We start from the raw sequence: 21,305 nt of genomic DNA on the forward strand, positions 1-21,305 counted from the left end.
CACCATGCGCCAGAAGCCCACCGTACTCGCCCGCGAGATAGTCGCCAGCAGTCGCCTGTTCCGCGTCGAGGAGTTGCAGCTGCGTTTTGCCAACGGCGTGGAGCGCACCTACGAGCGCCTGGTTGGCAAGGGCGTCGGCTACGGCGCGGTGATGGTGGTGGCGATGGCCGACGCCGAGCATGCGCTGCTGGTCGAGGAGTATTGCGGCGGCACCGACGCGTACGAGCTGTCGTTGCCCAAGGGCCTGATCGAGCCGGGTGAGGACGTGTTGGCGGCGGCCAACCGCGAGCTCAAGGAGGAGGCCGGCTTCGGTGCCCGCCAGCTCGAGCACCTCACCGAGCTGAGCCTGTCGCCCGGCTACATGAGCCAGAAGATCCAGGTGGTGCTGGCCCGCGACCTCTACGAGGAGCGCCTGCCGGGCGATGAACCGGAGCCGATGCGGGTCGACCGGGTCAACCTGCGCGAGCTGTCGAGCCTGATGCAACATCCCCAATTCAGCGAGGGGCGCGCCCTGGCCGCCCTGTACCTGGCGCGCGACCTGCTTAGCCAACGAGGAGACTTCGTCCTGTGAACCACCCCCTGATTCCCGCGGTGATCCAGCTGGTCCGCGCCGCCGGCAAGGCGACCCTGCCGCACTGGCGCGCCGGCGTGACCGTCACCGAGAAGGCCGATGCCTCGCCGGTGACCGCCGCCGACATGGCCGCCCACCATCTGTTGGCCGATGGCCTGCGGGAGCTGGACGCGAGCATCCCGGTGCTGTCCGAGGAGGCGGCCAACATTCCCCTGAGCGAGCGCAGCGGCTGGAGCCGCTGGTGGCTGGTCGACCCGTTGGACGGCACCAAGGAATTCATCGCCGGCTCGGAGGAGTTCACCGTCAACGTCGCGCTGATCGAGCGCGGGCGGGTGGTGTTCGGCGTGGTCGGCATCCCGGCCAGTGGCCGTTGTTATTACGGCGGCGCCGGGCTGGGAGCCCGGCGTGCCGAGGCCGATGGCACGGAGCAGGCGATCAGCGTGCGCCTGGCGCCGGCGGAAGCCTTCACCCTGGTCGCCAGCCGCCGCCATTCCAGCCCGGCCCAGGAGCGCCTGCTGGAGGGGCTCGTCGAGCGTTTCGGCGACCTGCAGCTGACCAGTGTCGGCAGTTCGCTGAAGTTCTGCCAGCTGGCCGAGGGCCTGGCCGACTGCTATCCGCGCCTGGCGCCGACTTCGCAGTGGGACACCGCCGCCGCCCAGGGCGTACTGGAAGGCGCCGGCGGCGAGGTGCTGACGCTCAAGGGCGAGGCGCTGACCTACGAGGCCCGCGAGTCCCTGCTCAACCCGTCCTTCCTGGCCCTGCCGGCTGCCGCCGAATGGCGCGCCGAACTGATCCAGCTGGCCCGCGCCCTCGACTGAGACTCAGTGGGATGAGGTGGCCCGGATGCAATCCGGGCTACGGGGTTTCGCCGCGCTCAACACGACCGCCGTAGGGTGCGCCGCGCGCACCACAGCAGCGGCAATCAATGCGCCGCGCAGGACGCACCCTGCGCGGATCAGTCGAGCATGTCGCGGTAGCGGTCGTCCTGCTTGAACACCAGGGGCTGGGCGAAGCCGGGCACCTTGACCTGGGTGTCGCCCAGCTCGATGGCCTGATCGTCGATCAGGTCGTTGCCGAAGTTGTAGATGATGTCCAGCTGGCCCAGCAGCGCCTGCTGGTCGTACTGCCGGGCGGCGGCGCGGGTCTGCTCGCGGCGCGCGCAGTAGTCGGCGAAGGCCGCTTCGCCATGGCGCTTGCGCAGCATGCGCTCGACCACATGGGGCGCCAGCACCACGCCGCTGGCGTTGTTGCCGCCGAAGCCCTTGGAGTTGATAAAGCACACGTCCAGCGCCTGCGCGCCGACCTTGCGGTCTTCGGTGGCGATGCTCAGGTGCTGCTGATGGACGTCGTCGGCGACCCCGTCGATGGTCTTGATCCCCGGAATCACCCCGTACTTGAAGCTGCCCAGGGCGGCGATCAGCTGGTCGCCGCTGGCGGTGGCCAGGGAGTGGCCGACGAAGGCCTTGACCGCGGTGACCGGCCATTGCTCGATGGCGAAGGCGGCGGCGATGCGGTCGAGCAGTTCGGACTCGGTGACCCGGTTGGCCGGGGTGCTGGAGCCGTGGGCGTGGATGAAGCTGCGCTGGCGCACGGCGTCGCTGCCCAGCAGCTGCACGGCGCTGGCCACGGCCTTGGCCATGGTCAGGTAGTTGCCCGGACCAGGGGCGGAGATGGACTTCTTGAAGCCGTCGGCGTTGATGAACACGTCCGGCACCGCGCCGTGGATGTCGGCGCCCAGCTCGAGGGCCAGGGCGTCGTCCATCAGCACCACGAACTGGCAGGCCTCGGCCAGGGTGAAGCCGCAGTTCTCGCCGAACGGGCGGCTGGCGCGGCGGAAGTCCACCTGCTCCTTGCCCTCGATCTGGCGCAGGCCGTCTTCGGTAGCGAGGGCGCCCATGGCGCCGTAGCCCTCGATGCACTCCTGGTTGATCGGCGCCTCGCTGCTGCCGACGATGACCACCCGCGCCTTGCCGGCGGCGATCTGCTCGATGCCCTTCTGCAGGTTGTAGAGGAAGGTGGCGCAGGCGCCGGTGATGGCGCCGGTGGTGCCGACGCTGCCGAGCACGTAGGCGTTGATGAAGTCCGCCGGCATGGTATTGAGGCCCAGGGCCAGCTGCTTGGCGGTGACCCGGCCGCCCTTGAGGCGCGACTGCATCAGGCCGCCGAAGCCGTTCTCGTCCAGCTGGCTCATGATGCAGCTGGCGAACACGGCGATCTCGTCCGGGGCCACGCGGTCGACGATCGACTGCCAGGGCAGGCCGGTGGAGCGCAGGGCGTCGGTCACCCCGACCACGGCCATGCTCAGGCCGCGCGGGTGGAAGCGCGAGTTGTACAGCTCGGCCGGCTCGAAGCCGCTGGGCAGCTGGCCGGCGGACTTGACCGGCAGGGCGCGGTAGCTGTCGACCTTGAATTCGCAGTTGTCGTGCAGGGTGACGCGTACCTCGGCGGCGTTGAGCGGCTCGACCGTCCAGTTGGCCGGCAGCGGTTCGGGCAACTGCTTGCGGCTGGCGATAAAGCTCAGCTGGCTGCCGGAGGTCTCGCTGAGGGTGATGCTCTTCTGCCAGTGGGCGGCGTCGACGTCCAGGTAGCTCTTCTCGATGCGCCGCACCAGGGTCGAGGCGAGGATCTGCTCGCCCAGGCGCGCGTCGATCTCGGCCAGGCTCAGGGTCTTGCCGTCCTGGTCCTGGTAGGCGCCATCGACCACGCGCAGCAGCTTCATCATCACCGCCAGGCCGGCGAGGGTTTCCTGGCGCGCCTGGGTGTCCATGGACTCGAGCACGGTGCGACGGAAGCCATGGTGAAAGGAGCTGCGCCCGGCAGCGTTGTAACCACCAAAGCCAACGATCACGGGTAAGCGAGATATCACGTGGAAAACTCCTTCAAATGAATTCGTCAGGACAGGCGCGGCTGACGCGGAGCCGGCTTGTCGCACGGAACGGGAGCCCTCTGGCCCGCGCAAGGGCCGCAAGGGCGAGCGCCGGCTCGACTGTTCGGATGCCTATGCTGACGAGGTTAATGACCTGTGAGTCACGGCTTCGACCAAGGTAGGGCTTGGATAAGGCCCTACGGCTGCTAGGGTTAATGGCGCCCAAGCTTGAGCTGGAGAACAACAATGAACAGCGTCAACCCTTACGAACACGGCATGCCGCGCGATGCGGCGAACTTCCAGGCGCTCAGCCCCTTGAGCTTTATCGAGCGGGCGGCCAGCGTCTATCCGCAGCGCCTGGCGCTGATCAACGGTAGTCTGCGCCAGTCCTGGGGCGAGACTTACAGCCGCTGCATCCGCCTGGCCTCGGCCCTGGCCGGGCGCGGCATCGGCCTGGGCGACACGGTGGCGCTGATCGCGCCCAACGGCCCGGCACTGTTCGAGGCGCACTTCGGCGTGCCCATGTGCGGCGCGGTGCTCAATGCCATCAACACGCGCCTGGATGCCGAGGCCATCGCCTTCATCCTGCAGCACGGCGAGGCCAGGGTGCTGCTGGTCGACAAGGAGTTCGGCGAGCTGGTGCAGCGCGCCGTCGCCCAACTGAGCAATCCGCCGCTGATCATCGGCATCGACGACCCGGAGTACGCCGAAGGCCTGCTGCTCGGCGAGCTGGACTACGAGGCGCTGCTGGCCGAGGGCGATCCCGGATACGCCTGGCAGATGCCGGCAGACGAGTGGCAGGCCATCGCCCTCAACTACACCAGCGGCACCACCGGCAACCCCAAGGGGGTGGTCTACCACCACCGCGGCGCGCACCTCAACGCACTGTCCAATGCATTGTGCTGGGACATGCAGCGCTTCCCGGTGTACCTGTGGACCCTGCCGATGTTCCACTGCAACGGCTGGTGCTTCCCCTGGGCCCTGGCCGCCTACGTCGGCACCAGCGTATGCCTGCGCCAGGTGCGCGCCGAGGCAATCTACCCGCTGCTGGCCGAGCATGGCGTCGACCACTTCTGCGGTGCGCCCATCGTGCTGAACATGCTGGCCAACGCCGCCGATGAACTGAAGGCGCTGAAGACCCGGCCGGTCAAGGTGCTGACCGCCGGCGCGGCGCCGCCGGCGGCGGTGATCGAGGCCATGGAGGCCCTGGACTTCCGCGTCACCCACGTCTACGGCCTGACCGAGACCTACGGCCCCAGCGTGGCCTGCGAGTGGAAGGCCGAGTGGGACGGCGAGAGCCCTGAGCAGCGGGCGCGCCTCAAGTCCCGTCAGGGCGTGCGCGCGCCGCTGCTCGACGGCCTGATGGTCGCCGACCCGGATACCCTGCAGCCGGTGCCCAAGGACGGCCAGACCATCGGCGAGATCTTCATGCGTGGCAACGTGGTGATGAAGGGCTACCTGAAGAACCCCACGGCCACCGCCGAGGCCTTCGCCGGCGGCTGGTTCCATTCCGGCGACCTGGCGGTGTGGCACGCCGATGGCTATGTGGAGATCAAGGATCGCTCCAAGGACATCATCATCTCCGGCGGCGAGAACATCTCCTCCATCGAGGTGGAGGACGTGCTCTACCGCCATCCGCAGATTCTCGAGGCCGCGGTGGTGGCCATGCCCAGCGCCAAGTGGGGCGAGACCCCCTGTGCCTTCGTCACCCTCAAGCCGGGCGCAGAACTCAGCGCCGAGGCGGTGATCGCCTTCTGCCAGGAGCGCATGGCACGCTTCAAGGCGCCGGGCTGCGTGGTCTTCACCAGCCTGCCGAAGACCAGCACCGGCAAGGTGCAGAAGTTCGTCCTGCGCGAGCAGGCCAGGGCCATGGCGGCGGGCGGGCAGACGGCGGCCTAGGCGGCGCGGTCCGCCGCACGGCCGAGCGACGGCTCTGCTGCTACAGGTAGCCCGGATGCAATCCGGGGTTGGTTGGCGGCATGGCACCGCCGCCCCGGATTGCATCCGGGCTACTGGGTCTGGATGTCAGCGAAAAAAAGCCCGGCGCTAAGGCCGGGCGGAGTGGGTACAAAAGCTACCAAGGAAGCGGGTTTCAGTTCATCCCCAGCCAGTTCGGCAGGGCCATGGACACGGCCGGGATATAGGTGATCACCAGCAGGAAGCTCAGCAGCAGCATCAGCCACGGCCAGGCCGCGCGGATCACCGAGGTCAGCGGCATGCCGGTCACCGCCGAGGTGACGAACAGGTTCAGCCCCACCGGCGGGGTGATCAGGCCGATCTCCATGTTCACCACCATGATGATGCCCAGGTGGATCGGGTCGATGCCCAGCTGCACGGCGATCGGGAAGAGGATCGGCGCAAGGATCAGGATGATCGCCGAAGGCTCCATGAAGGCGCCGGCGATCAGCAGCACGATGTTCACCACCAGCAGGAACTGCCAGGGCTGCAGGCCCATCTCGATCACCCAGGCGGTGATGGTCTGGGGGATCTGCTCGGTGGTCAGCACGTGGGCGAAGAGCATGGCGTTGGCGATGATGAACATCAGCATGATGGAGAGCTTGCCGGACTCCAGCAGCACCTTGGGGCACTCGCGGATGGTCATGTCCTTGTACACGAACAGCGCCACGAAGCCGGCGTAGACCGCCGCCACCGCAGCCGCCTCGGTGGGGGTGAACATGCCCGAGTAGATGCCGCCGAGGATGATCACCATCAGCAGCAGGCCCCAGATCGCCTTGCGCCCGGTGGCGATCAGCTCGCGCAGGCTGGCCCGCGGCATGGCCGGCAGGTTCATCTTGCGCGCGACGATGTAGATCGCCACCATCAGCGCCACGCCGAGCAGCAGACCGGGCACCACGCCGGCCATGAACAGCTTGCCCACCGACTGCTCGGTGGCCGCGGCGTACACCACCATGACGATCGATGGCGGAATCAGGATGCCCAGGGTGCCGGCGTTGCAGACGATGCCGGCGCCGAAGGCCTGGGGGTAGCCGGAGCGCACCATGCCGGCGATGGCGATGGAGCCGACCGCGGCCACCGTGGCCGGACTGGAGCCGGACAGCGCGGCGAACAGCATGCAGGCCAGCACCGCGGAAATCGCCAGGCCGCCGCGGATATGGCCGACGCAGGCGTTGGCGAAGTCGATCAGGCGCCGGGCCACGCCGCCGGTGGTCATGAAGGCGCCGGACAGCAGGAAGAACGGAATGGCCAGCAGGGTGTAGTGCTCGCTGGTCTCGAACAGCTTGATCGCCAGCGAGCGCACCGAGTCGGGACTGAACAGCATGATGGTCATGGAGCCGGCCAGGCCGAGGGACACGGCGATCGGCACGCCGATGAACATCAGCAGGAACAGCAGGGCGAAGAGGAACAGGATGGTCATGGCTTGGAGTCCTTCTTCGTGTCGTCGTCGTGCTCGGTCAGCTTCATCGCCTCGGCGGCCTCGTCGGCCAGGCCCAGGCCGGTCTGCTGGTTGCGCAGGATGCGCACGAAGATTTCGAGGAAGCGGATGAACACCATGGCGTAGCCGAACGGCACGATGGCATTGATGTACCACTGCTGGATGCCGTAGTGGCCGAGGTCTTCGGCGCCGATGTCGGCGATCAGCAGGGTGCGCACCCAGTCGAAGCTGGCCACGCTGATCAGCCCGGCGTAGCCCAGGCAGCACAGGCAGGCGATCAGGCCGATGATGCGCTGGGTCGGCTTGTTGGCCAGCTTGACCAGGGCGTCCACGCCGATATGGCCGGCAGTGCGCACGCCGTAGGCCAGGCCGAAGAAGATCAGCCAGGCGAACAGGGCCTTGGTCAGGGCGATGCTCCAGGTCATGGCCTGGGCCATCTCGATCACGCTGTCACCGATGGCGAAGAACAGGTCGCTGGCCGCCGGCCAGCTGTCGCCAAGGCTGTAGAACACCGTGTAGAGGTTGTTGAGGATCACATAGACGAATGTCACTAGCGTCATGGTGCCCAGCAGGAAGGCGATAAAGCCCTCCTCGAAGTGGTCCCAGACGCGCCGCAAGGCGTTCATCGTTCGAGTCTCCCGGTGAACAGAAAGGAAAAGCGCGGGGTGGGTCGGGCGCATGCGCCGACCCACCGGGTGTGGCGAGGCGCTGTCGGCGACAGCGCCGCTATGCCGCCCGGGCGGGAAGTCCGGCCGCGGGCGGCTTTGCCCTTACTGCTGGTTGGCCGCGTCGGCCGCCTTGATCAGGTCGGCGCCGATTTCCGCTTCGAACTTGCTCCAGACCGGCTTCATGGCGTCGCGCCACTGACCGCGCTGCTCCGGGGTGAGGGTGATGATCTCGCTGGTGCCGGCGGCGACGATGGCCTGCTTGGCTTCCTGGTTCAGGGCGTCGGCCTGCTTGTTCACTTCGGCGGCGACTTCGACGTTGATCTTCTCCAGCTCGCTGCGCACATCGGCCGGCAGCTCGTTCCAGAACTTGGTGTTGGTGATCAGCATGTAGTCCAGGACGCCGTGATCGGACTCGGTGATGAACTTCTGCACTTCATGCATCTTCTGCGAGTAGATGTTCGAGTAGGGGTTCTCGGCGCCGTTGACCACGCCGGTCTGCAGGCCCTGGTAGACCTCGGCGAAGCTCATCTTGCGCGGGTTGGCGCGCACGGCCTTGAACTGCTCCTCGAGCACGGCGCTGGCCTGCACGCGGAACTTCAGGCCGCGGGCATCCTTCGGCTCACGCAGGGCCTTGTTGGCCGACAGCTGCTTCATGCCGTTGTGCCAGTAGCCGAGGCCGGTGATGTTCTTGCTTTCCATCGACTTGAGCAGCGCCTGGCCTTCGGCGCTCTGCTGGAAGCGGTCGACCGCATTGATGTCGTTGAACAGGAAGGGCAGGTCGAATACCTGCAGCTGCTTGGTGTACTGCTCGAACTTGGCCAGGGACGGGGCGATCAGCTGCACGTCGCCGAGCAGCAGGGCTTCCATTTCCTTGCCGTCGCCGAACAGCGAGGAGTTGGCGTAGACCTCGACCTGGACCTTGCCCGGCAGACGCTCTTCGGCGAGCTTCTTGAACAGCAGCGCACCCTGGCCTTTCGGGGTGTTCTCGGCGACCACGTGGGAGAACTTGATGACGATGGGATCGGCCGCCTGGGCCAGGCCGGCGATGGTCAGGGACAGGGCGCACGCCAGCGCCTTGGCAGTCAGTTTGAACATGTGAGTGCTTCCTCTTGTTGTGCTTATCGCGTTGAGCGCCGCAGCGCCGGAAACGGGCGAACAGGTTCAAGTCTAGGCGGCCTGTCGGAACACGACGGACGCTGGGCAGCTATGGCCTGGACTCGAGCCTGGTGGATCGCCTGAGAGGAGTAGAGCAACCGCCATGCCAGTCCAGGGGCAAGCGCTGCGCCAGGTGCTGTTCAGGCTGGCACATGGCGCGCCAGGGGCGCGCGCGAGGCGTATATCGGGGGGAGCAGGGCGGCCAACTGGAGGGCTGCCCCGGCGGATTTGGCGGATATCCGCCAGTCACCCGGCCTCGTCTGGCGAGCTTCCGCCAGCATCGGCGAAGCTCAGGCCGTGCTTGCGCAGTTTGTCGTGCAGGGTCTTGCGCGGCACGCCGAGGGCCTCGGCCACGCTGCGCAGCGAACTGTGGGGGCGGCCCAGCTCGGCGGCGATCAGCGCCCGCTCGAAGGCTTCTACCTGCTCGCTGAGGTTGCCGCTCGGCGCCGCGTCGTCGCCCGGAGCCGGGGACTCGAGCTGCAGCTCCAGGCCGAGGTCCAGGTCCAGGCCCAGGGCGAAGCGCTCGGCGGCGTTCTGCAGCTCGCGCACGTTGCCCGGCCAGGGATGGCGCAGCAGCTGCGCGCACTGGGCCGATTGCAGCTCGCGCAGCGGCAGGCCGTGGCGGCTGCCGGCGGCGTCGGCGAAGTGCTGGAACAGCAGCAGGATGTCGTCGCCGCGTTCGCGCAGCGGCGGGATGCGCAGCGGCGCAACGTTCAGCCGGTAGTACAGGTCGGCGCGGAAGCGCCCCTGATCGGCGGCCTGGCGCAGGTCTTCCTTGGTCGCGGCGATCACCCGGATGTCCAGGGGAATCAGCTGGTTGCCGCCGAGGCGTTCGACCACCCGCTCCTGCAGCAGGCGCAGCAGCTTGACCTGCACCTCCAGGCTCATGCTCTCGATCTCGTCGAGGAACAGGGTGCCGCCGTTGGCGAACTCGAACTTGCCGATACGGCGCTTCTGCGCGCCGGTAAAGGCCCCCGGTTCGTGGCCGAACAGCTCGCTTTCCACCACCGACTCGGCCAGGGCGCCGGCGTTGATCGCCACGAAGGGCCCGCCGCGGCGACTGGACAGATCGTGCAGGGCGCGCGCCACCACCTCCTTGCCGGCGCCGGTTTCACCGAGGATCAGCACGTCCGCGGCGATCCCGGCGAGGGCGCCGATCTGCTCGCGCAGGCGCAGCATGGCGGCGGACTGGCCGACCAGGCGGGCCGACAGCTCGTTGCGGTCGCTCAGGGCCAGGCGCAGGCTGCGGTTGTCCAGCACCAGGCGGCGCAGGGCCAGGGCGCGGCGCACGCTGTCGAGCAGGTGCTCGCTGGGAAAGGGCTTCTCGAGGAAGTCGTAGGCGCCGGCGCGCATCGCCTGCACCGCCAGGGGCACGTCGCCGTGGCCGGTGATCAGCAGCACCGGCAGCTCCGGGTCCTGCTGGTGCAGCTGTTCGAGCAGCTGCAGGCCGTCGATGCCCGGCATGCGGATATCGCTGACCACCACCCCCGGCCAGTCGCGCTCGATGCGCGCGGCGGCGCCCTGGGCATCGGCCAGGCTGGCGACCTTGAGGCCGGCCAGGTCGAGGGTCTGGCTCAGGGCCTGGCGCAGGTGGGGATCGTCGTCGATCAGCAGGACCTGGGTGCGGGCGTCGAGGGGCAGGGTCATGGGGCAGAGTCCTCAGGCGGCTGGATATTCACGCCGTGCTCGGCGGTGCGCAGGCGCAGGGTCAACAGGGCGCCGCCGGCGGGGTGGTTGGCCAGCAGCAGCTCGCCACCCAGGGCACGCATCAGGGTATCGCAGATCGCCAGGCCCAGGCCGAGGCCCTGGGCGCTGGTCTTGGTGGTGAAGAAGGGCTCGCGGGCGCGTTGCAGGGCCTCGGCGGAGAAGCCCGGGCCATTGTCGCGCAGCTGCAGCTCGACGCCCTCGGCGGTGCGCCCGGCGCTGAGCCACAGGCGCCGCGGCGGCGGCACTTCGGCCAGGGCATCGAGGGCATTGGCCAGGAGGTTGCCGAGCACCTGGCGCAGGCGGGTCTCGCCGGCCTGGACCCACAGGGTGGCGTCCGGCAGGTCGCGAATCAGCTCGACCTGCAAGCCCCGCCGGCGCTTGGCCAGCAGCGCCAGGGCATCGTCGATGGCCGGCTGCAGGGCGACGCTCTCCGGGGCGTGGCGATCGCGGCGGGCGAAGGCGCGCAGGTGGGCGATGATCGAGGCCATGCGCTCGGTGAGCTGGCTGATCAGGCGCAGGTTTTCGCGGGCGTCCGCGCCGCGCTGGTGGTCGAGCAGCACGCCGGCGTTGTCGGCATAGCTGCGAATCGCCGCCAGGGGCTGGTTGAGCTCGTGGCTGATGCTCGCGCTCATGGTGCCGAGGGCCGACAGCTTGCCGGCCTGGACCAGTTCGTCCTGGGCGCGCACCAGCTCCTGCTGGGCCTGCTCGCGCTCCAGCACCTCCTGTTTCAGGCGGCTGTTGAGCAGTTCCAGGTCATGGGTGCGCTCCTGTACCCGTTGCTCCAGCTGCTGACGGGCTTGCGCGTCCAGGGCGATGCGCTCGAGGTAGTGGCGGCGCCGTTGCATCAGCAGGCCGAGCAGCAGGATGAGCACCAGCAGCGCGGCGCCGCCGATGGCAACGGCCGCGCGCACGGGGCGGTCGAGCAGGCTGCGCGGCGCGAGAATGCTGGCCGTCCAGCCGATGTCCTCCAGGTCGCGCGCCTGGCGCAGCCAGGCACTGTCATCGAGGCGCAGCGGCGGCGGCGACTGGATCAGGTAGGGCTGGGTGTCGGCGATGGTCGCCCGTTCGGCCTTGTCCAGCTTGCGGGTGGCATGGAAGCGCCAATCGGCGTTGGAGGTGAGGATCACCACGCCATGGTTGTCGGTCACCAGTAACTGCTCCGGGCGACTGCCCCAGAGGGTTTCGCTGTGGTCCAGATCGACCTTGACCACCAGCACGCCGATGATCTGCTGGCCTTCGCGTACCGGCGAGGCGAAGAAATAGCCGCGCTTGCGCGAGGTGGTGCCGAGGCCGAAGAAGCGCCCGGCGCGGCCCTGCATGGCCTCGATGAAATAGGGCCGGTAGGAAAAATTGCGCGCGACGAAGCTGTCCGGCCGCTGCCAGTTGGAGGCCGCCAGGGTCTGCCCGTCGACGTCCATCAGGTAGATCACGTCGGCGCCGGTCTGCTGCTGCAGGTCGTCGAGCAGACGGTTGGCGCGCTCGTGCAGCGGGGCCTGGTCGCCCTCATGCAGCAGCTGGCGCAGGGCCGGCAGCTGGCTGAGGATCGGCGGCAGCACCTCGTAGCGGCGCAAGGTGCCGAGCAGGTTGGCCACGTAGAGGTCGAGGGTCTGGCCGCTCTGCCTGTCCAGTGCGTCACGGTAATAGCGTTCGGCCAACTGCTGCAGGGGCCAGAGCAGCGACGCCAGGATCAGCGCCAGCAGGGCCAGGCTGCGCCAGCGCGGGCGGCTGTGTAATGCGGTGGAGGGCATGGGCGGATGACTCGGTCGCGGTAAGGCTCAGTTTAGTAAGGGACGAGGCGCCCCGGAACCGAGCCTGAAGCAATTGTCGGACCAGGCGGCGCCAGGGAGGGCGCTCCACCGGGGGGGCCTGGATCTGGCGCGCGAGCGGCGGCTGATCCTGCTGTTCAACGGTGGGCGCTCGACAACCCGGCGTTGGCTGGCTCGAGCGGTCGATCAAGCCCGGGCCGCGCCGGGCTGCGGCCTGGGGGGTTGGCTTCGACTCCTAGCGCGGACTGGCCAGGCACTCCAGCAAGGCGTCATCCCAGTCCGGCAGCTGGATATGCCAGTCGTGCTGCAAGCGCGTGCAGTCCAGGCGCGAGTTGAGCGGGCGCTGCGCCGGGGTCGGATAGGCGCTGGTCGGAATTGCTTCGAGCTGGGCGGCAGGCTTGCCCTGGGCGCGCAGCTGTTCGGCGATGGCACTGGCGAAGCCGAACCAGGAGGTCTCGCCCTGCCCAGTCAGGTGGTAAGTGCCCCAGGGGCCGGCCTGGCCGGCACGCCAGTGGGCGATCAGCTCGGCGCTGGCGCGGGCGATGCTGCCGGCCCAGGTGGGCGCGCCGATCTGGTCGGCCACCACATTGAGGCTGTCGCGCTCCTGCAGCAGGCGCTGCATGGTCAGCAGGAAGTTGCGCCCGTGCAGCGAGTACACCCAGCTGGTGCGAAGGATCAGGTGCTCGCCACCGGCGGCCCGGATGGCCTGTTCGCCGGCCAGCTTGCTCTGGCCGTAGACGCCCAGCGGGTTGGGCGTGTCGTCCTCGGTGTAGGATGCCGCCTTGCCGCCGTCGAACACGTAGTCGGTGGAGTAGTGGATCAGCGGCGCGCCCAGGACCGCCGCCTCCTCGGCCAGGACGCCGGGGGCCGTGGCGTTGATCGCGAAGGCCAGCTCGGGCTCGCTTTCGGCCTGGTCGACCGCGGTGTGCGCGGCGGCATTGATGATCAGCGCCGGGCGCAGTTCGCGGACCTGCCGGCGAATCTGCTCGGGCTGACCGAGGTCGAGCTGGTCGCGTCCGCGCACCACCAGTTCTGCCTGCCCCGCAAGACTCAGTTGCAGCTCGCGGCTGACCTGGCCGTGCTGGCCGAGCAACAGGATTTTCATGGGAACAGCTCCGCCTCGTTGAGCGGGAGGCCGGCCTGATCCTTGGCCGACAGTTGCGGCGCGGTGACGAGCGGCCAGTCGATGGCCAGGCTCGGGTCGTCCCAGCGGATGCAGCGCTCGTGGGCCGGGGCGTAGTAGTCGGTGGTCTTGTAGAGGAATTCGGCGAACTCGCTGAGCACCAGGAAGCCGTGGGCAAAGCCCTCCGGCACCCACAGCTGGCGTTTGTTCTCGGCGGACAGCTGCACGCCTATCCAGCGGCCGAAGGTGGGCGAGGCGCGGCGGATATCCACGGCCACGTCGTAAACTTCGCCGGCGGTCACCCGCACCAGCTTGCCCTGGGCCTGCTGCACCTGGTAGTGCAGGCCGCGCAGCACGCCACGCTGCGAGCGCGAATGGTTGTCCTGGACAAACTCGCGGGTCAGGCCGGTGGCCTCGGCGAAGGCGCGGGCGTTGAAGCTCTCGTAGAAGAAGCCGCGCTCATCGCCGAACACCTTGGGCTCGAGGATCAGTACGCCTGGAAGGTCGGTCTGGATGACGTTCATGCATGCTCCTCCGCCAGCTTGAACAGGTACTGGCCGTAGCCGGTCTTGCCGAAGGCCTGGGCCTGGCGGAGCAGCTGGTCGCGATCGATCCAGCCATGCCCGTAGGCAATTTCCTCCAGACAGGCGACCTTCAGCCCCTGGCGGTGCTCGATGGTCTGCACGTACTGCGACGCTTCCAGCAGGCTGTCGTGGGTGCCGGTGTCGAGCCAGGCGAAGCCGCGGCCGAAGCGCTCGACGCGCAGGTCGCCGCGCTTGAGGTAGGCGTTGTTGATGTCGGTGATCTCCAGCTCGCCGCGGGTCGACGGTTTCACCGCCTTGGCGATCTCGACCACGTCGTTGTCGTAGAAGTACAGGCCGGTGACGGCATAGCTGGACTTCGGCTTGGCCGGCTTCTCCTCGATGGAAATGGCGCGTCCCTGGGCGTCGAATTCGACCACGCCGAAACGCTCGGGGTCACTGACCCAGTAGCCGAACACGGTGGCACCGCTAGGGTGGCTGGCCGCGCGCTGCAGTTGTTCGCCGAAGTGCTGGCCGTGGAAGATGTTGTCGCCGAGGATCAGGCACACCGGGTCGCTACCGATAAACGACTCGCCGATCAGGAAGGCCTGGGCCAGGCCGTCCGGCGAGGGCTGTTCGGCATAGCAGAAGCGCACGCCGAACTGGCTGCCGTCGCCGAGCATCTTCTCGAACTGCGGCAGGTCGTGGGGGGTGGAGATGATCAGGATGTCGCGGATGCCGGCGAGCATCAGTACCGAGATCGGGTAGTAGATCATCGGCTTGTCGTAGATCGGCAGCAGCTGCTTGGACACGCCCAGGGTGATCGGGTGCAGGCGGGTGCCGGAACCGCCGGCGAGGATGATGCCTTTCATGGCTGTCGCTCCGTCAGGGCGCCGAGGCGCTCGCGTTGATAGCTGCCGTCCTGGACGCGACGGCACCAGTCGAGGTTGTCCAGGTACCAGCGCACGGTCTTGCGCAGGCCGCTGGCGAAGGTTTCCTGGGGCTTCCAGCCCAGTTCGCGCTCGATCTTGCTGGCGTCGATGGCGTAGCGCTGGTCGTGGCCGGGACGATCGGCGACGAAGGTGATCTGCTCGCGGTAGGCGCCGCCTTGTTGGCGCGGCGCCAGCTCATCCAGCAGCGCGCAGATGCTTTCCACCACGTGCAGGTTCTTCTGTTCGTTGTGGCCGCCGATATTGTAGGTCTCGCCGACCTGGCCCTCGGTCACCACCTTGAGCAGGGCACGGGCGTGGTCCTCGACGTACAGCCAGTCGCGCACTTGCTGACCGTTGCCATAGACAGGCAGCGGCTTGCTGTCCAGGGCGTTGAGGATCACCAGGGGTATCAGCTTCTCCGGGAAGTGATAGGGGCCGTAGTTGTTCGAACAGTTGGTCAGCAGTACCGGCAGCCCGTAGGTGCGCTGCCAGGCGCGTACCAGGTGGTCCGAGGCCGCCTTGCTCGCCGAATAGGGTGAGCTGGGGGCGTAGGGCGTGGTTTCGCTGAACAGGTCGTCGACACCGTGCAGGTCGCCGTAGACCTCATCGGTGGAAATGTGATGGAAGCGAAACGCCTGCTTGCGCTCGGCCGGCAGCGCCGACCAGTAGGCGCGGGTGGCTTCCAGCAGGCTGTAGGTGCCGACGATGTTGGTTTGAATGAACTCGGCCGGACCGTCGATGGAGCGGTCGACATGGGACTCGGCGGCCAGGTGCATCAGTGCATCCGGCTGGAACTGGGCGAGCGCCTCGGCCACCGTGGCCTGGTCGCCGATGTCGGCCTGGAGAAACTGATAGCGCGGGTTGCCGGCGACACTGGCCAGGGACTCGAGGTTGCCGGCGTAGGTCAGTTTGTCCAGATTGAGCACCTGGTGCTCGGTTTCGTTCAACAGATGGCGGATCAGTGCCGAGCCGATAAAGCCGGCACCGCCGGTGACCAGAATTCGCATGGGAAAGATTTGCCTCATAGTCCAGGCCGCGGGTGCGCTGCCTAGCTTGTCGGCTGAGTGCATCATCTGCAAGCGTTGCTTAGGATGGCACGGAGCCCCCAATCAACTCGGGGCACAGAAACGACAAAGGCCTGCATCGCTGCAAGCCCTTTTGATCTTGATGGTGCCGGCACCAGGAGTCGAACCCGGGACCTACTGATTACAAGTCAGTTGCTCTACCAGCTGAGCTATACCGGCACTGAAGGGCCGCCATTATATCCATTAGTTTGTGCGAGTAAAGCCGTTCCGGCGCAGATCGAAACAGTCCCGGCTATCAGCAGTCAGGTGCTTATGCACAATGGATAGGCTAGTGCGGCCGAGGTCGAGAAGAACTGTGAGGTCGTTCACGGACTTGTGTAAGGGGCTGTTTTTGTTGATGTTTATCAACTGGCCAAAAAAGCAGCAGATAACCCATGGGGTGATAGGCAGGGCTTTGCAGGCGTTTGCTCAGAATCTATCAACACAGTTATCCACAGATTGTGTGGGCAACTCGCAGGCGGGTCGTTCGGCGAGCAGCAGCAGGTTGCGCGGGCTGAGCTGTCGGGTGCAGAAGGTGCCCAGGCGCACGGCGAAGCCCTGATCCTGCAGGTAAAGCGCGCGGTCGAGTAGCAGCCACAGTTCCAGCGGGCGGCGAAACAGGGCGCGCAGCAGCTCGAGGTTGCGCACCTCGGCCAGGCGCTGCCAGCCCTGTGCCAGCAGGCCCGACCAGTCGCGAGTCGGGCCGGGGTCGGCCAGCCCCTTGAGGGTTGCCAGGTCGCGGCAGTAGCTGGAGAAGTCCTTGTCCAGCCAGGCCGGTGGCAGTGAGGGCGTTGGCAGGTATTCATCGACGCCGCGCAGCCGCCGCTGCAGCAGGTCGAAGGCCAGCCGCCGGGCCATGGACAGGTCCCGTTGGCGGCGTACCCGGGCACCGGCGGTGACGGTCTCCTTGAGCGGTAGGGCGAGGTCGTCCCGCGACAGGTGCAAGGCCGAGGCCTTCGCGGCGGCCGATAGGGGCTGGTAGTCGGGGGTGGCGATGCGGTTGTAGCAGCAGGGGGCGATGGCCAGTTGGCTGCAGCCGGCCTGGCTGGCCAGGTGCATCAGCCGCATATGCAGATCGCCGCAGGCGTGCAGGGCGACCGGGGTGTGCTCGGCTAGCAGTCGCTCAGCGGTATCCATGGCCAGCACGTCCTGGCGCAGATGCCTGGCGGCGAGCCCCAGGCGCTGGCTGAGGCGCTGGCCGCTCTCTACCAGCTGTGGGTCGTGCTCCAGGCAGGTCAGCGGGCGGCCATCATGGGCCAGCAGGCGACCGAGGTGGCCCTTGCCGGCGCACCAGTCGAGCCAGTGCCGTGGTTCGCCTTGAAACTGCAGGCGGCTGGCGAAGGCCTGTATCTGCTGCCATTTGCGACCCGGCACATCGAGCGAGAAACGGGCGGGCAGTTCGGGCTGGGGCCGTGGTGGCAGTTCGCCGAGCTGGGCCAGTGCGTTGGCCTGTCTGGCGAGTTCGGCAAAGGGCTCTGGGGCGTCCAGCAGATGGGGTTGGCCATGGTCGGCTTCGGCCTGTTCAAGGCTGCGGGCGCGCAACCAGCGGGACAGCTCGGGATGGCTGTCTTCCCAGGGCAGCCGGTGCTGGGTGAAGGGTTGCGGTCGCCAGAGGTGCTGATGCCCGGTCAGCAACGCATCCAGCGCCTGGAAGCGCTGGAGCAGGGCGTCGCCACTGAGGGGGTGTGCTGGCATGGTGGGCAGGGTCGCTGGCGACAGCGTCAGCGACCCTGGCAGGCGTCGACGCGCAGCCAGTGCTCCAGCAGCTTGAAGGCGCGCACCAGGACGAAGGCGATGCCCAGGTAGAAGAGGCCGGCGGCGAAGAAGATCTCCACCGGCAGGTAGGTGCGGGCAATGATGGTGCGGGCCATGCCGGTGAGTTCCAGCAGGGTCACGGTGCTGGCCAGGGCGCTGGCCTTGAGCATCAGGATCACTTCGTTGCTGTAGGCCGGTAGGCCGATGCGCGCGGCCCGCGGCAGGACGATATAGAGCATGGTCTGCCAGCGTGCCATGCCCAGCGCTCGCGCTGCCTCGACCTCACCCGACGGTACGGCCTGGATGGCGCCACGGAGGATCTCGGCGATGTAGGCCGCGGTGTGCAGGGTCATGGTGATGATGGCGCACCAGTAGGCGTCGCGCAGGTAGGGCCACAGTGGGCCTTCACGCACCGCGTCGAACTGCGCCAGGCCGTAGTAGACCAGGAACAGCTGCACCAGCAGCGGCGTGCCGCGGAAGAAGAAGATGTAGCCGTAGGGCAGGGCGCGCACGTACCAGTGCTTGGACGCGCGGGCGATGCCCATGGGGATCGCCAGGATCAACCCGGCGATCACCGCGATGCCGACCAGCTCCAGGGTCAGCAGGGCGCCTTCGGCCAGGCGTGGCAGCCACTTGATGATGACTTCCCAGTTCATGCGGCGCTCCTGACGAAGCCACGACTGGCGCGTTTCTCGAGGAAATACAGGCCGATCATGGCGAGGATGGTCAGGCCGAGGTAGATCAGCGCTGCCACCAGGAAGAAGGTGAAGGGTTCCTTGCTCGAGGTCACCGCAATCTGCGAGCGGCGCATGATCTCCTCCAGGCCGATCACCGAGACCAGCGCGGTGTCCTTCATCAGGATCATGAACAGGTTGCCCAGCCCCGGCAGGGCGATGCGCCACATCTGCGGAAGGATCAGGCGCCAGAAGATTCGCGGCTTGGACAGGCCGAGGGCCTGGCCGGCTTCACGATGGCCCTTGGGGATGGCCAGGATGGCGCCGCGGAACACCTCGGTGGCGTAGGCGCCGAAGCACAGGCCGAGGGCGATGGTGCCGGCGGCGAAGGGCGACAGCTCCAGGCTTTCCATGCCGAGCAGGTCGGCCAGTTCGCGCATCAGGTTGACCGTGCCGAAATAGATCAGCAGCACCCAGAGTAACTCGGGTACGCCGCGCACGATGGTCGAATAGGTGCCGCCGAGCCATTGCAGCGGCTTGTACGGCGAGGTCTTGGCCAGGGCGCCGAGCAGGCCGAGCACCAGACCCACGCTGAGCGCGCTGAGCGCCAGCTTGATGGTCATCAGGGTGCCGGCGGCCAGGGCGGGGCCGAATCCGTAGAGGTCTAGGGTCATGGAGGCTCAGGTGCCTGCGTCGCCGGCAGCGGCGACGCAGGACAGGCTGCTCAGTAGATGCTGAACGGGAAGTACTTGTCGTTGATCTGCTTGTAGGTGCCGTCGGCGACGATTTCCTTCAGCGCGGCATTGAGCTTCTCGCGCAGCGGGTCGCCCTTGCGCACGGCGATGCCGATCTTGTCGTTGTCGAACACAGGCTCGCCCTTGAACTCGAAGCCCTTGCCGGCGTCGCTCTTGAGCCATTCCCAGTTGACGAAGGTGTCGGCCAGTACGCCGTCGAGGCGGCCCGAGGACAGGTCGAGGTAGGCGTTCTCCTGGGTGTCGTAGAGCTTGATGTCGACCACGTCATCGAGGTTGTCTTCCAGCCAGGTGCCGGCGATGGTCGCGCGCTGGGCGCCGATCACCTTGCCCTTGAGGCTGGCTTCGTCGGTCTTGAACTCACTGCCTTTCGGGGCGATGAACTGCAGCTTGTTGGTGTAGTAGGGCTCGGTGAAGTCGACCGCCTGCTGGCGCTCTTCGGTGATCGACATCGAGGCCACCAGGAAGTCGAACTTCTTGGCGTTCAGCGCCGGGATGATGCCGTCCCAGTCGGAGGTGACCACTTCGCACTCGGCCTGCATCTTGGCGCACAGGGCCTGGGCGATCTCGATGTCGAAGCCGACCACCTGCCCGCTGGCGTCGATCAGGTTGAAGGGGGGGTAGGCGCCTTCGGTACCGATCTTCAGCTTGTCGGCGGCCACGGCGCTGGTGCCGAAGGCCAGGGTGGCGGCCGCAGCCAGCAGGATCTTCTTATATTTCTGCATGCGATGTAGCTCCATTTTAGTGATTGCTGGACATGAACTGTTTGCAGCGCGCCGATTGCGGGTTGTCGAACACCAGCGCCGGCGGACCCTGCTCCTCGACCAGGCCCTGGTGCAGAAACACCACTTCACTGGACACCTGGCGGGCAAAGTTCATCTCGTGGGTCACCAGCAGCATAGTGCGGCCTTCTTCGGCCAGGGCGCGGATCACGTTGAGCACTTCCTGGACCATCTCCGGGTCGAGGGCCGAAGTCGGCTCGTCGAACAGGATCACCTTGGGCTCCATGCACAGCGTGCGGGCGATGGCCGCGCGCTGCTGCTGGCCGCCGGACAGCTGGTTGGGGTAGACATGGCGCTTGTCGGCGATGCCGACCTTGGCCAGCAAGGCCTCGGCGCGCTCGGTGGCCTCGGCCTTGCTCAGGCCCAGCACCCGGCGCGGCGCCTCGATGATGTTGTCGAGCACGCTCATGTGCGGCCACAGGTTGAAGTTCTGGAAGACAAAGCCCAGTTCGCTGCGCAGGCGATTGATCTGCCGGTTGTCCGCCGCGACCAGTTCGCCCTGCTTGCCGGGTTTGAGCTTGAGCTCTTCTCCGGCGACGAGTATCTGGCCCTGGTTGGGGTTCTCCAGCAGGTTGATGCAGCGCAGAAAGGTCGACTTGCCGGAGCCGGAGGAGCCGAGGATGGAAATCACGTCGCCATCTTTGGCCGTGAGGGAGATGCCCTTGAGCACCTCGAGGTCGCCGTAGCGTTTGTGCAGATTACGAATTTCCAGCGCGGGCGTGGCCTCGGCCATGGGGGGTCCTCTTCTCGTTCGGATGCGCTCCGGGCTATGGTCAGGCCTTCCTGGCGTGGCGCCAAGCTAGCATAGCGTTTCGCTGACCGCCAAGCCGTTTACTGGGCGGCTTTAGCCTGATCGGTCACGGGTGTCGCCTGGTTGCAGCTGCCTGTCGCGCGAATGCAAGAATGCTAATGCGGTGTTGCCCGTGGGGGCTGAGCGATGGCCGAGGTGCGTCTGTTGGCCGGCAATCGGTCGCAGCTGGGGTAGGTGCCCCTATTTGTCAGCGGCAAGTCGCGATGTTCTATCTGGAAGGGGGCGGCCAGTTGCGCTCAGTTGCAACGGCAACCTGCGGGCCCTGGGCAGCTAAGCGGCTTTGAGCTCGCTGATCAGGATGCCGTGGCGGACCACGCAGGTGCGACCAGCGGACTCGAGGCGCAGCGGATCTCGGCCAGTGATCGACCAGCCTTTCGCCACCATCAGGTCGATGTGTTGGCGCATCGAGTGAAGCGTGCGCTGTTCCGATGCCGTGCTTTGCATGTTGAATGGCCTACCGTTGCGTTTACGCGCTCGGCCGGATGCTGAGCGCGCAGGTGTATGCGCTTGTGGGCGCCCGAATGTCTGCGGTCGCGCGATGATAAACCAGCCGCGTGGGTTTTTAGATCGGACAAAACGTGATGCGTTCCGCATTTTCGTTTATGTGCCGGATTGCTGGGGCCTGTGTTCCAAGTCACTTCGCCTGGCAGGTCGACCGGTCAGTCGCTGCCGGGCAGCGCCCGGAACGCTGCCTGTCGGCGGGGAGCGATTCAAGTGTCCTGTCCAGGCTGTTCGACTGACGCAGGTCAGTAGCGCCACGCCGC

Annotated in this window: 19 protein-coding genes and 1 tRNA gene; 3 read left to right on the forward strand and 17 right to left on the reverse strand. The window is 67.1% G+C overall.

Annotated features, from left to right (window positions below; translation table 11 throughout):
• Positions 1-4 precede the first annotated feature (4 nt).
• A complete protein-coding gene (nudE, locus tag LPB260_RS21935) occupies positions 5-571 on the forward strand; it encodes an ADP compounds hydrolase NudE (RefSeq protein ID WP_208707973.1) in 567 nt (188 codons plus the stop codon).
• Positions 568-1,389 (forward strand): 3'(2'),5'-bisphosphate nucleotidase CysQ, encoded by an 822-nt coding sequence (cysQ, locus tag LPB260_RS21940; RefSeq protein WP_208707974.1) that lies wholly within the window; start codon positions 568-570, stop codon positions 1,387-1,389. The genes nudE and cysQ overlap by 4 nt, the downstream gene beginning before the upstream one ends.
• 137 nt (positions 1,390-1,526) lie before the next feature.
• Here cysQ and LPB260_RS21945 read toward each other — a convergent pair whose 3' ends face one another.
• Positions 1,527-3,434 (reverse strand): beta-ketoacyl synthase, encoded by a 1,908-nt coding sequence (locus LPB260_RS21945; RefSeq protein WP_208710110.1) that lies wholly within the window; start codon positions 3,432-3,434, stop codon positions 1,527-1,529.
• A gap of 249 nt (positions 3,435-3,683) precedes the next feature.
• Here LPB260_RS21945 and LPB260_RS21950 point away from each other — a divergent pair, with 249 nt between their 5' ends.
• Positions 3,684-5,336: an acyl-CoA synthetase gene (locus tag LPB260_RS21950; RefSeq protein WP_208707975.1), complete on the forward strand. Its 1,653-nt coding sequence runs from the start codon at positions 3,684-3,686 to the stop codon at positions 5,334-5,336.
• 193 nt (positions 5,337-5,529) lie between these two features.
• On the opposite strand, the gene dctM is transcribed toward LPB260_RS21950, so the two are convergent.
• The 16 genes from dctM to LPB260_RS29115 form a co-directional block, all read right to left on the reverse strand.
• On the reverse strand, positions 5,530-6,813 hold the full coding sequence (dctM, locus tag LPB260_RS21955; protein WP_208707976.1) for a TRAP transporter large permease: 1,284 nt from the start codon (positions 6,811-6,813) through the stop codon (positions 5,530-5,532).
• Positions 6,810-7,457: a TRAP transporter small permease gene (locus tag LPB260_RS21960; protein WP_208707977.1), complete on the reverse strand. Its 648-nt coding sequence runs from the start codon at positions 7,455-7,457 to the stop codon at positions 6,810-6,812. Before LPB260_RS21960 ends, dctM begins: the two co-directional genes overlap by 4 nt.
• Positions 7,458-7,601: 144 nt before the next feature.
• Positions 7,602-8,594, reverse strand: a complete 993-nt coding sequence (gene dctP / locus LPB260_RS21965; RefSeq protein WP_208707978.1) for a TRAP transporter substrate-binding protein — start codon at positions 8,592-8,594, stop codon at positions 7,602-7,604.
• A 306-nt stretch (positions 8,595-8,900) separates the two neighbouring features.
• Complete coding sequence (locus tag LPB260_RS21970; protein WP_208707979.1) at positions 8,901-10,301, reverse strand: sigma-54 dependent transcriptional regulator; 1,401 nt, start codon at positions 10,299-10,301, stop codon at positions 8,901-8,903.
• Entirely contained in the window at positions 10,298-12,109 is a 1,812-nt protein-coding gene (locus LPB260_RS21975; protein ID WP_208707980.1) for an ATP-binding protein, read from the reverse strand. Before LPB260_RS21975 ends, LPB260_RS21970 begins: the two co-directional genes overlap by 4 nt.
• Positions 12,110-12,362: 253 nt before the next feature.
• Positions 12,363-13,232 (reverse strand): dTDP-4-dehydrorhamnose reductase, encoded by an 870-nt coding sequence (rfbD, locus tag LPB260_RS21980; RefSeq protein WP_208707981.1) that lies wholly within the window; start codon positions 13,230-13,232, stop codon positions 12,363-12,365.
• Positions 13,229-13,774: a dTDP-4-dehydrorhamnose 3,5-epimerase gene (gene rfbC / locus LPB260_RS21985; RefSeq protein WP_208707982.1), complete on the reverse strand. Its 546-nt coding sequence runs from the start codon at positions 13,772-13,774 to the stop codon at positions 13,229-13,231. Before rfbC ends, rfbD begins: the two co-directional genes overlap by 4 nt.
• A complete protein-coding gene (gene rfbA, locus LPB260_RS21990; protein ID WP_208707983.1) occupies positions 13,771-14,643 on the reverse strand; it encodes a glucose-1-phosphate thymidylyltransferase RfbA in 873 nt (290 codons plus the stop codon). The genes rfbC and rfbA overlap by 4 nt, the downstream gene beginning before the upstream one ends.
• The gene (rfbB, locus tag LPB260_RS21995) at positions 14,640-15,710 is read right to left on the reverse strand and encodes a dTDP-glucose 4,6-dehydratase (protein WP_208707984.1); all 1,071 of its coding nucleotides are present in this window, start codon (positions 15,708-15,710) and stop codon (positions 14,640-14,642) included. Before rfbB ends, rfbA begins: the two co-directional genes overlap by 4 nt.
• A gap of 161 nt (positions 15,711-15,871) precedes the next feature.
• Positions 15,872-15,947 (reverse strand) — tRNA-Thr (locus LPB260_RS22000).
• Positions 15,948-16,196: 249 nt separating this feature from the next.
• Entirely contained in the window at positions 16,197-17,462 is a 1,266-nt protein-coding gene (locus tag LPB260_RS22005; RefSeq protein WP_208707985.1) for a methyltransferase, read from the reverse strand.
• Between the two features lie 26 nt (positions 17,463-17,488).
• Positions 17,489-18,178 (reverse strand): ABC transporter permease, encoded by a 690-nt coding sequence (locus LPB260_RS22010; protein ID WP_208707986.1) that lies wholly within the window; start codon positions 18,176-18,178, stop codon positions 17,489-17,491.
• Positions 18,175-18,870, reverse strand: a complete 696-nt coding sequence (locus LPB260_RS22015; protein ID WP_208707987.1) for an ABC transporter permease — start codon at positions 18,868-18,870, stop codon at positions 18,175-18,177. Before LPB260_RS22015 ends, LPB260_RS22010 begins: the two co-directional genes overlap by 4 nt.
• Before the next feature lie 50 nt (positions 18,871-18,920).
• Positions 18,921-19,673 carry an ABC transporter substrate-binding protein gene (locus LPB260_RS22020; protein WP_208707988.1) on the reverse strand — a complete coding sequence of 251 codons (753 nt, stop codon included), beginning with the start codon at positions 19,671-19,673 and terminating at the stop codon, positions 18,921-18,923.
• 16 nt (positions 19,674-19,689) lie between these two features.
• A complete protein-coding gene (locus LPB260_RS22025) occupies positions 19,690-20,463 on the reverse strand; it encodes an ABC transporter ATP-binding protein (protein WP_208707989.1) in 774 nt (257 codons plus the stop codon).
• 348 nt (positions 20,464-20,811) lie between these two features.
• Complete coding sequence (locus tag LPB260_RS29115) at positions 20,812-20,946, reverse strand: hypothetical protein (protein WP_256625541.1); 135 nt, start codon at positions 20,944-20,946, stop codon at positions 20,812-20,814.
• Positions 20,947-21,305 lie beyond the last annotated feature (359 nt).

The organism is Pseudomonas sp. LPB0260 (genome assembly GCF_013388395.1).

Excerpts from the sequence above, each read along its gene's own strand:
- nudE (WP_208707973.1), top strand. The coding sequence starts at position 5 with ATGCGCCAGAAGCCCACCGTACTCGCCCGCGAGATAGTCGCCAGCAGT.
- LPB260_RS21950 (WP_208707975.1), top strand. The coding sequence starts at position 3,684 with ATGAACAGCGTCAACCCTTACGAACACGGCATGCCGCGCGATGCGGCG.
- dctM (WP_208707976.1), bottom strand. The coding sequence starts at position 6,813 with ATGACCATCCTGTTCCTCTTCGCCCTGCTGTTCCTGCTGATGTTCATC.
- LPB260_RS21960 (WP_208707977.1), bottom strand. The coding sequence starts at position 7,457 with ATGAACGCCTTGCGGCGCGTCTGGGACCACTTCGAGGAGGGCTTTATC.
- dctP (WP_208707978.1), bottom strand. The coding sequence starts at position 8,594 with ATGTTCAAACTGACTGCCAAGGCGCTGGCGTGCGCCCTGTCCCTGACC.
- LPB260_RS21970 (WP_208707979.1), bottom strand. The coding sequence starts at position 10,301 with ATGACCCTGCCCCTCGACGCCCGCACCCAGGTCCTGCTGATCGACGAC.
- LPB260_RS21975 (WP_208707980.1), bottom strand. The coding sequence starts at position 12,109 with ATGCCCTCCACCGCATTACACAGCCGCCCGCGCTGGCGCAGCCTGGCC.
- rfbD (WP_208707981.1), bottom strand. The coding sequence starts at position 13,232 with ATGAAAATCCTGTTGCTCGGCCAGCACGGCCAGGTCAGCCGCGAGCTG.
- rfbC (WP_208707982.1), bottom strand. The coding sequence starts at position 13,774 with ATGAACGTCATCCAGACCGACCTTCCAGGCGTACTGATCCTCGAGCCC.
- rfbA (WP_208707983.1), bottom strand. The coding sequence starts at position 14,643 with ATGAAAGGCATCATCCTCGCCGGCGGTTCCGGCACCCGCCTGCACCCG.
- rfbB (WP_208707984.1), bottom strand. The coding sequence starts at position 15,710 with ATGCGAATTCTGGTCACCGGCGGTGCCGGCTTTATCGGCTCGGCACTG.
- LPB260_RS22005 (WP_208707985.1), bottom strand. The coding sequence starts at position 17,462 with ATGCCAGCACACCCCCTCAGTGGCGACGCCCTGCTCCAGCGCTTCCAG.
- LPB260_RS22010 (WP_208707986.1), bottom strand. The coding sequence starts at position 18,178 with ATGAACTGGGAAGTCATCATCAAGTGGCTGCCACGCCTGGCCGAAGGC.
- LPB260_RS22015 (WP_208707987.1), bottom strand. The coding sequence starts at position 18,870 with ATGACCCTAGACCTCTACGGATTCGGCCCCGCCCTGGCCGCCGGCACC.
- LPB260_RS22020 (WP_208707988.1), bottom strand. The coding sequence starts at position 19,673 with ATGCAGAAATATAAGAAGATCCTGCTGGCTGCGGCCGCCACCCTGGCC.
- LPB260_RS22025 (WP_208707989.1), bottom strand. The coding sequence starts at position 20,463 with ATGGCCGAGGCCACGCCCGCGCTGGAAATTCGTAATCTGCACAAACGC.
- LPB260_RS29115 (WP_256625541.1), bottom strand. The coding sequence starts at position 20,946 with ATGCGCCAACACATCGACCTGATGGTGGCGAAAGGCTGGTCGATCACT.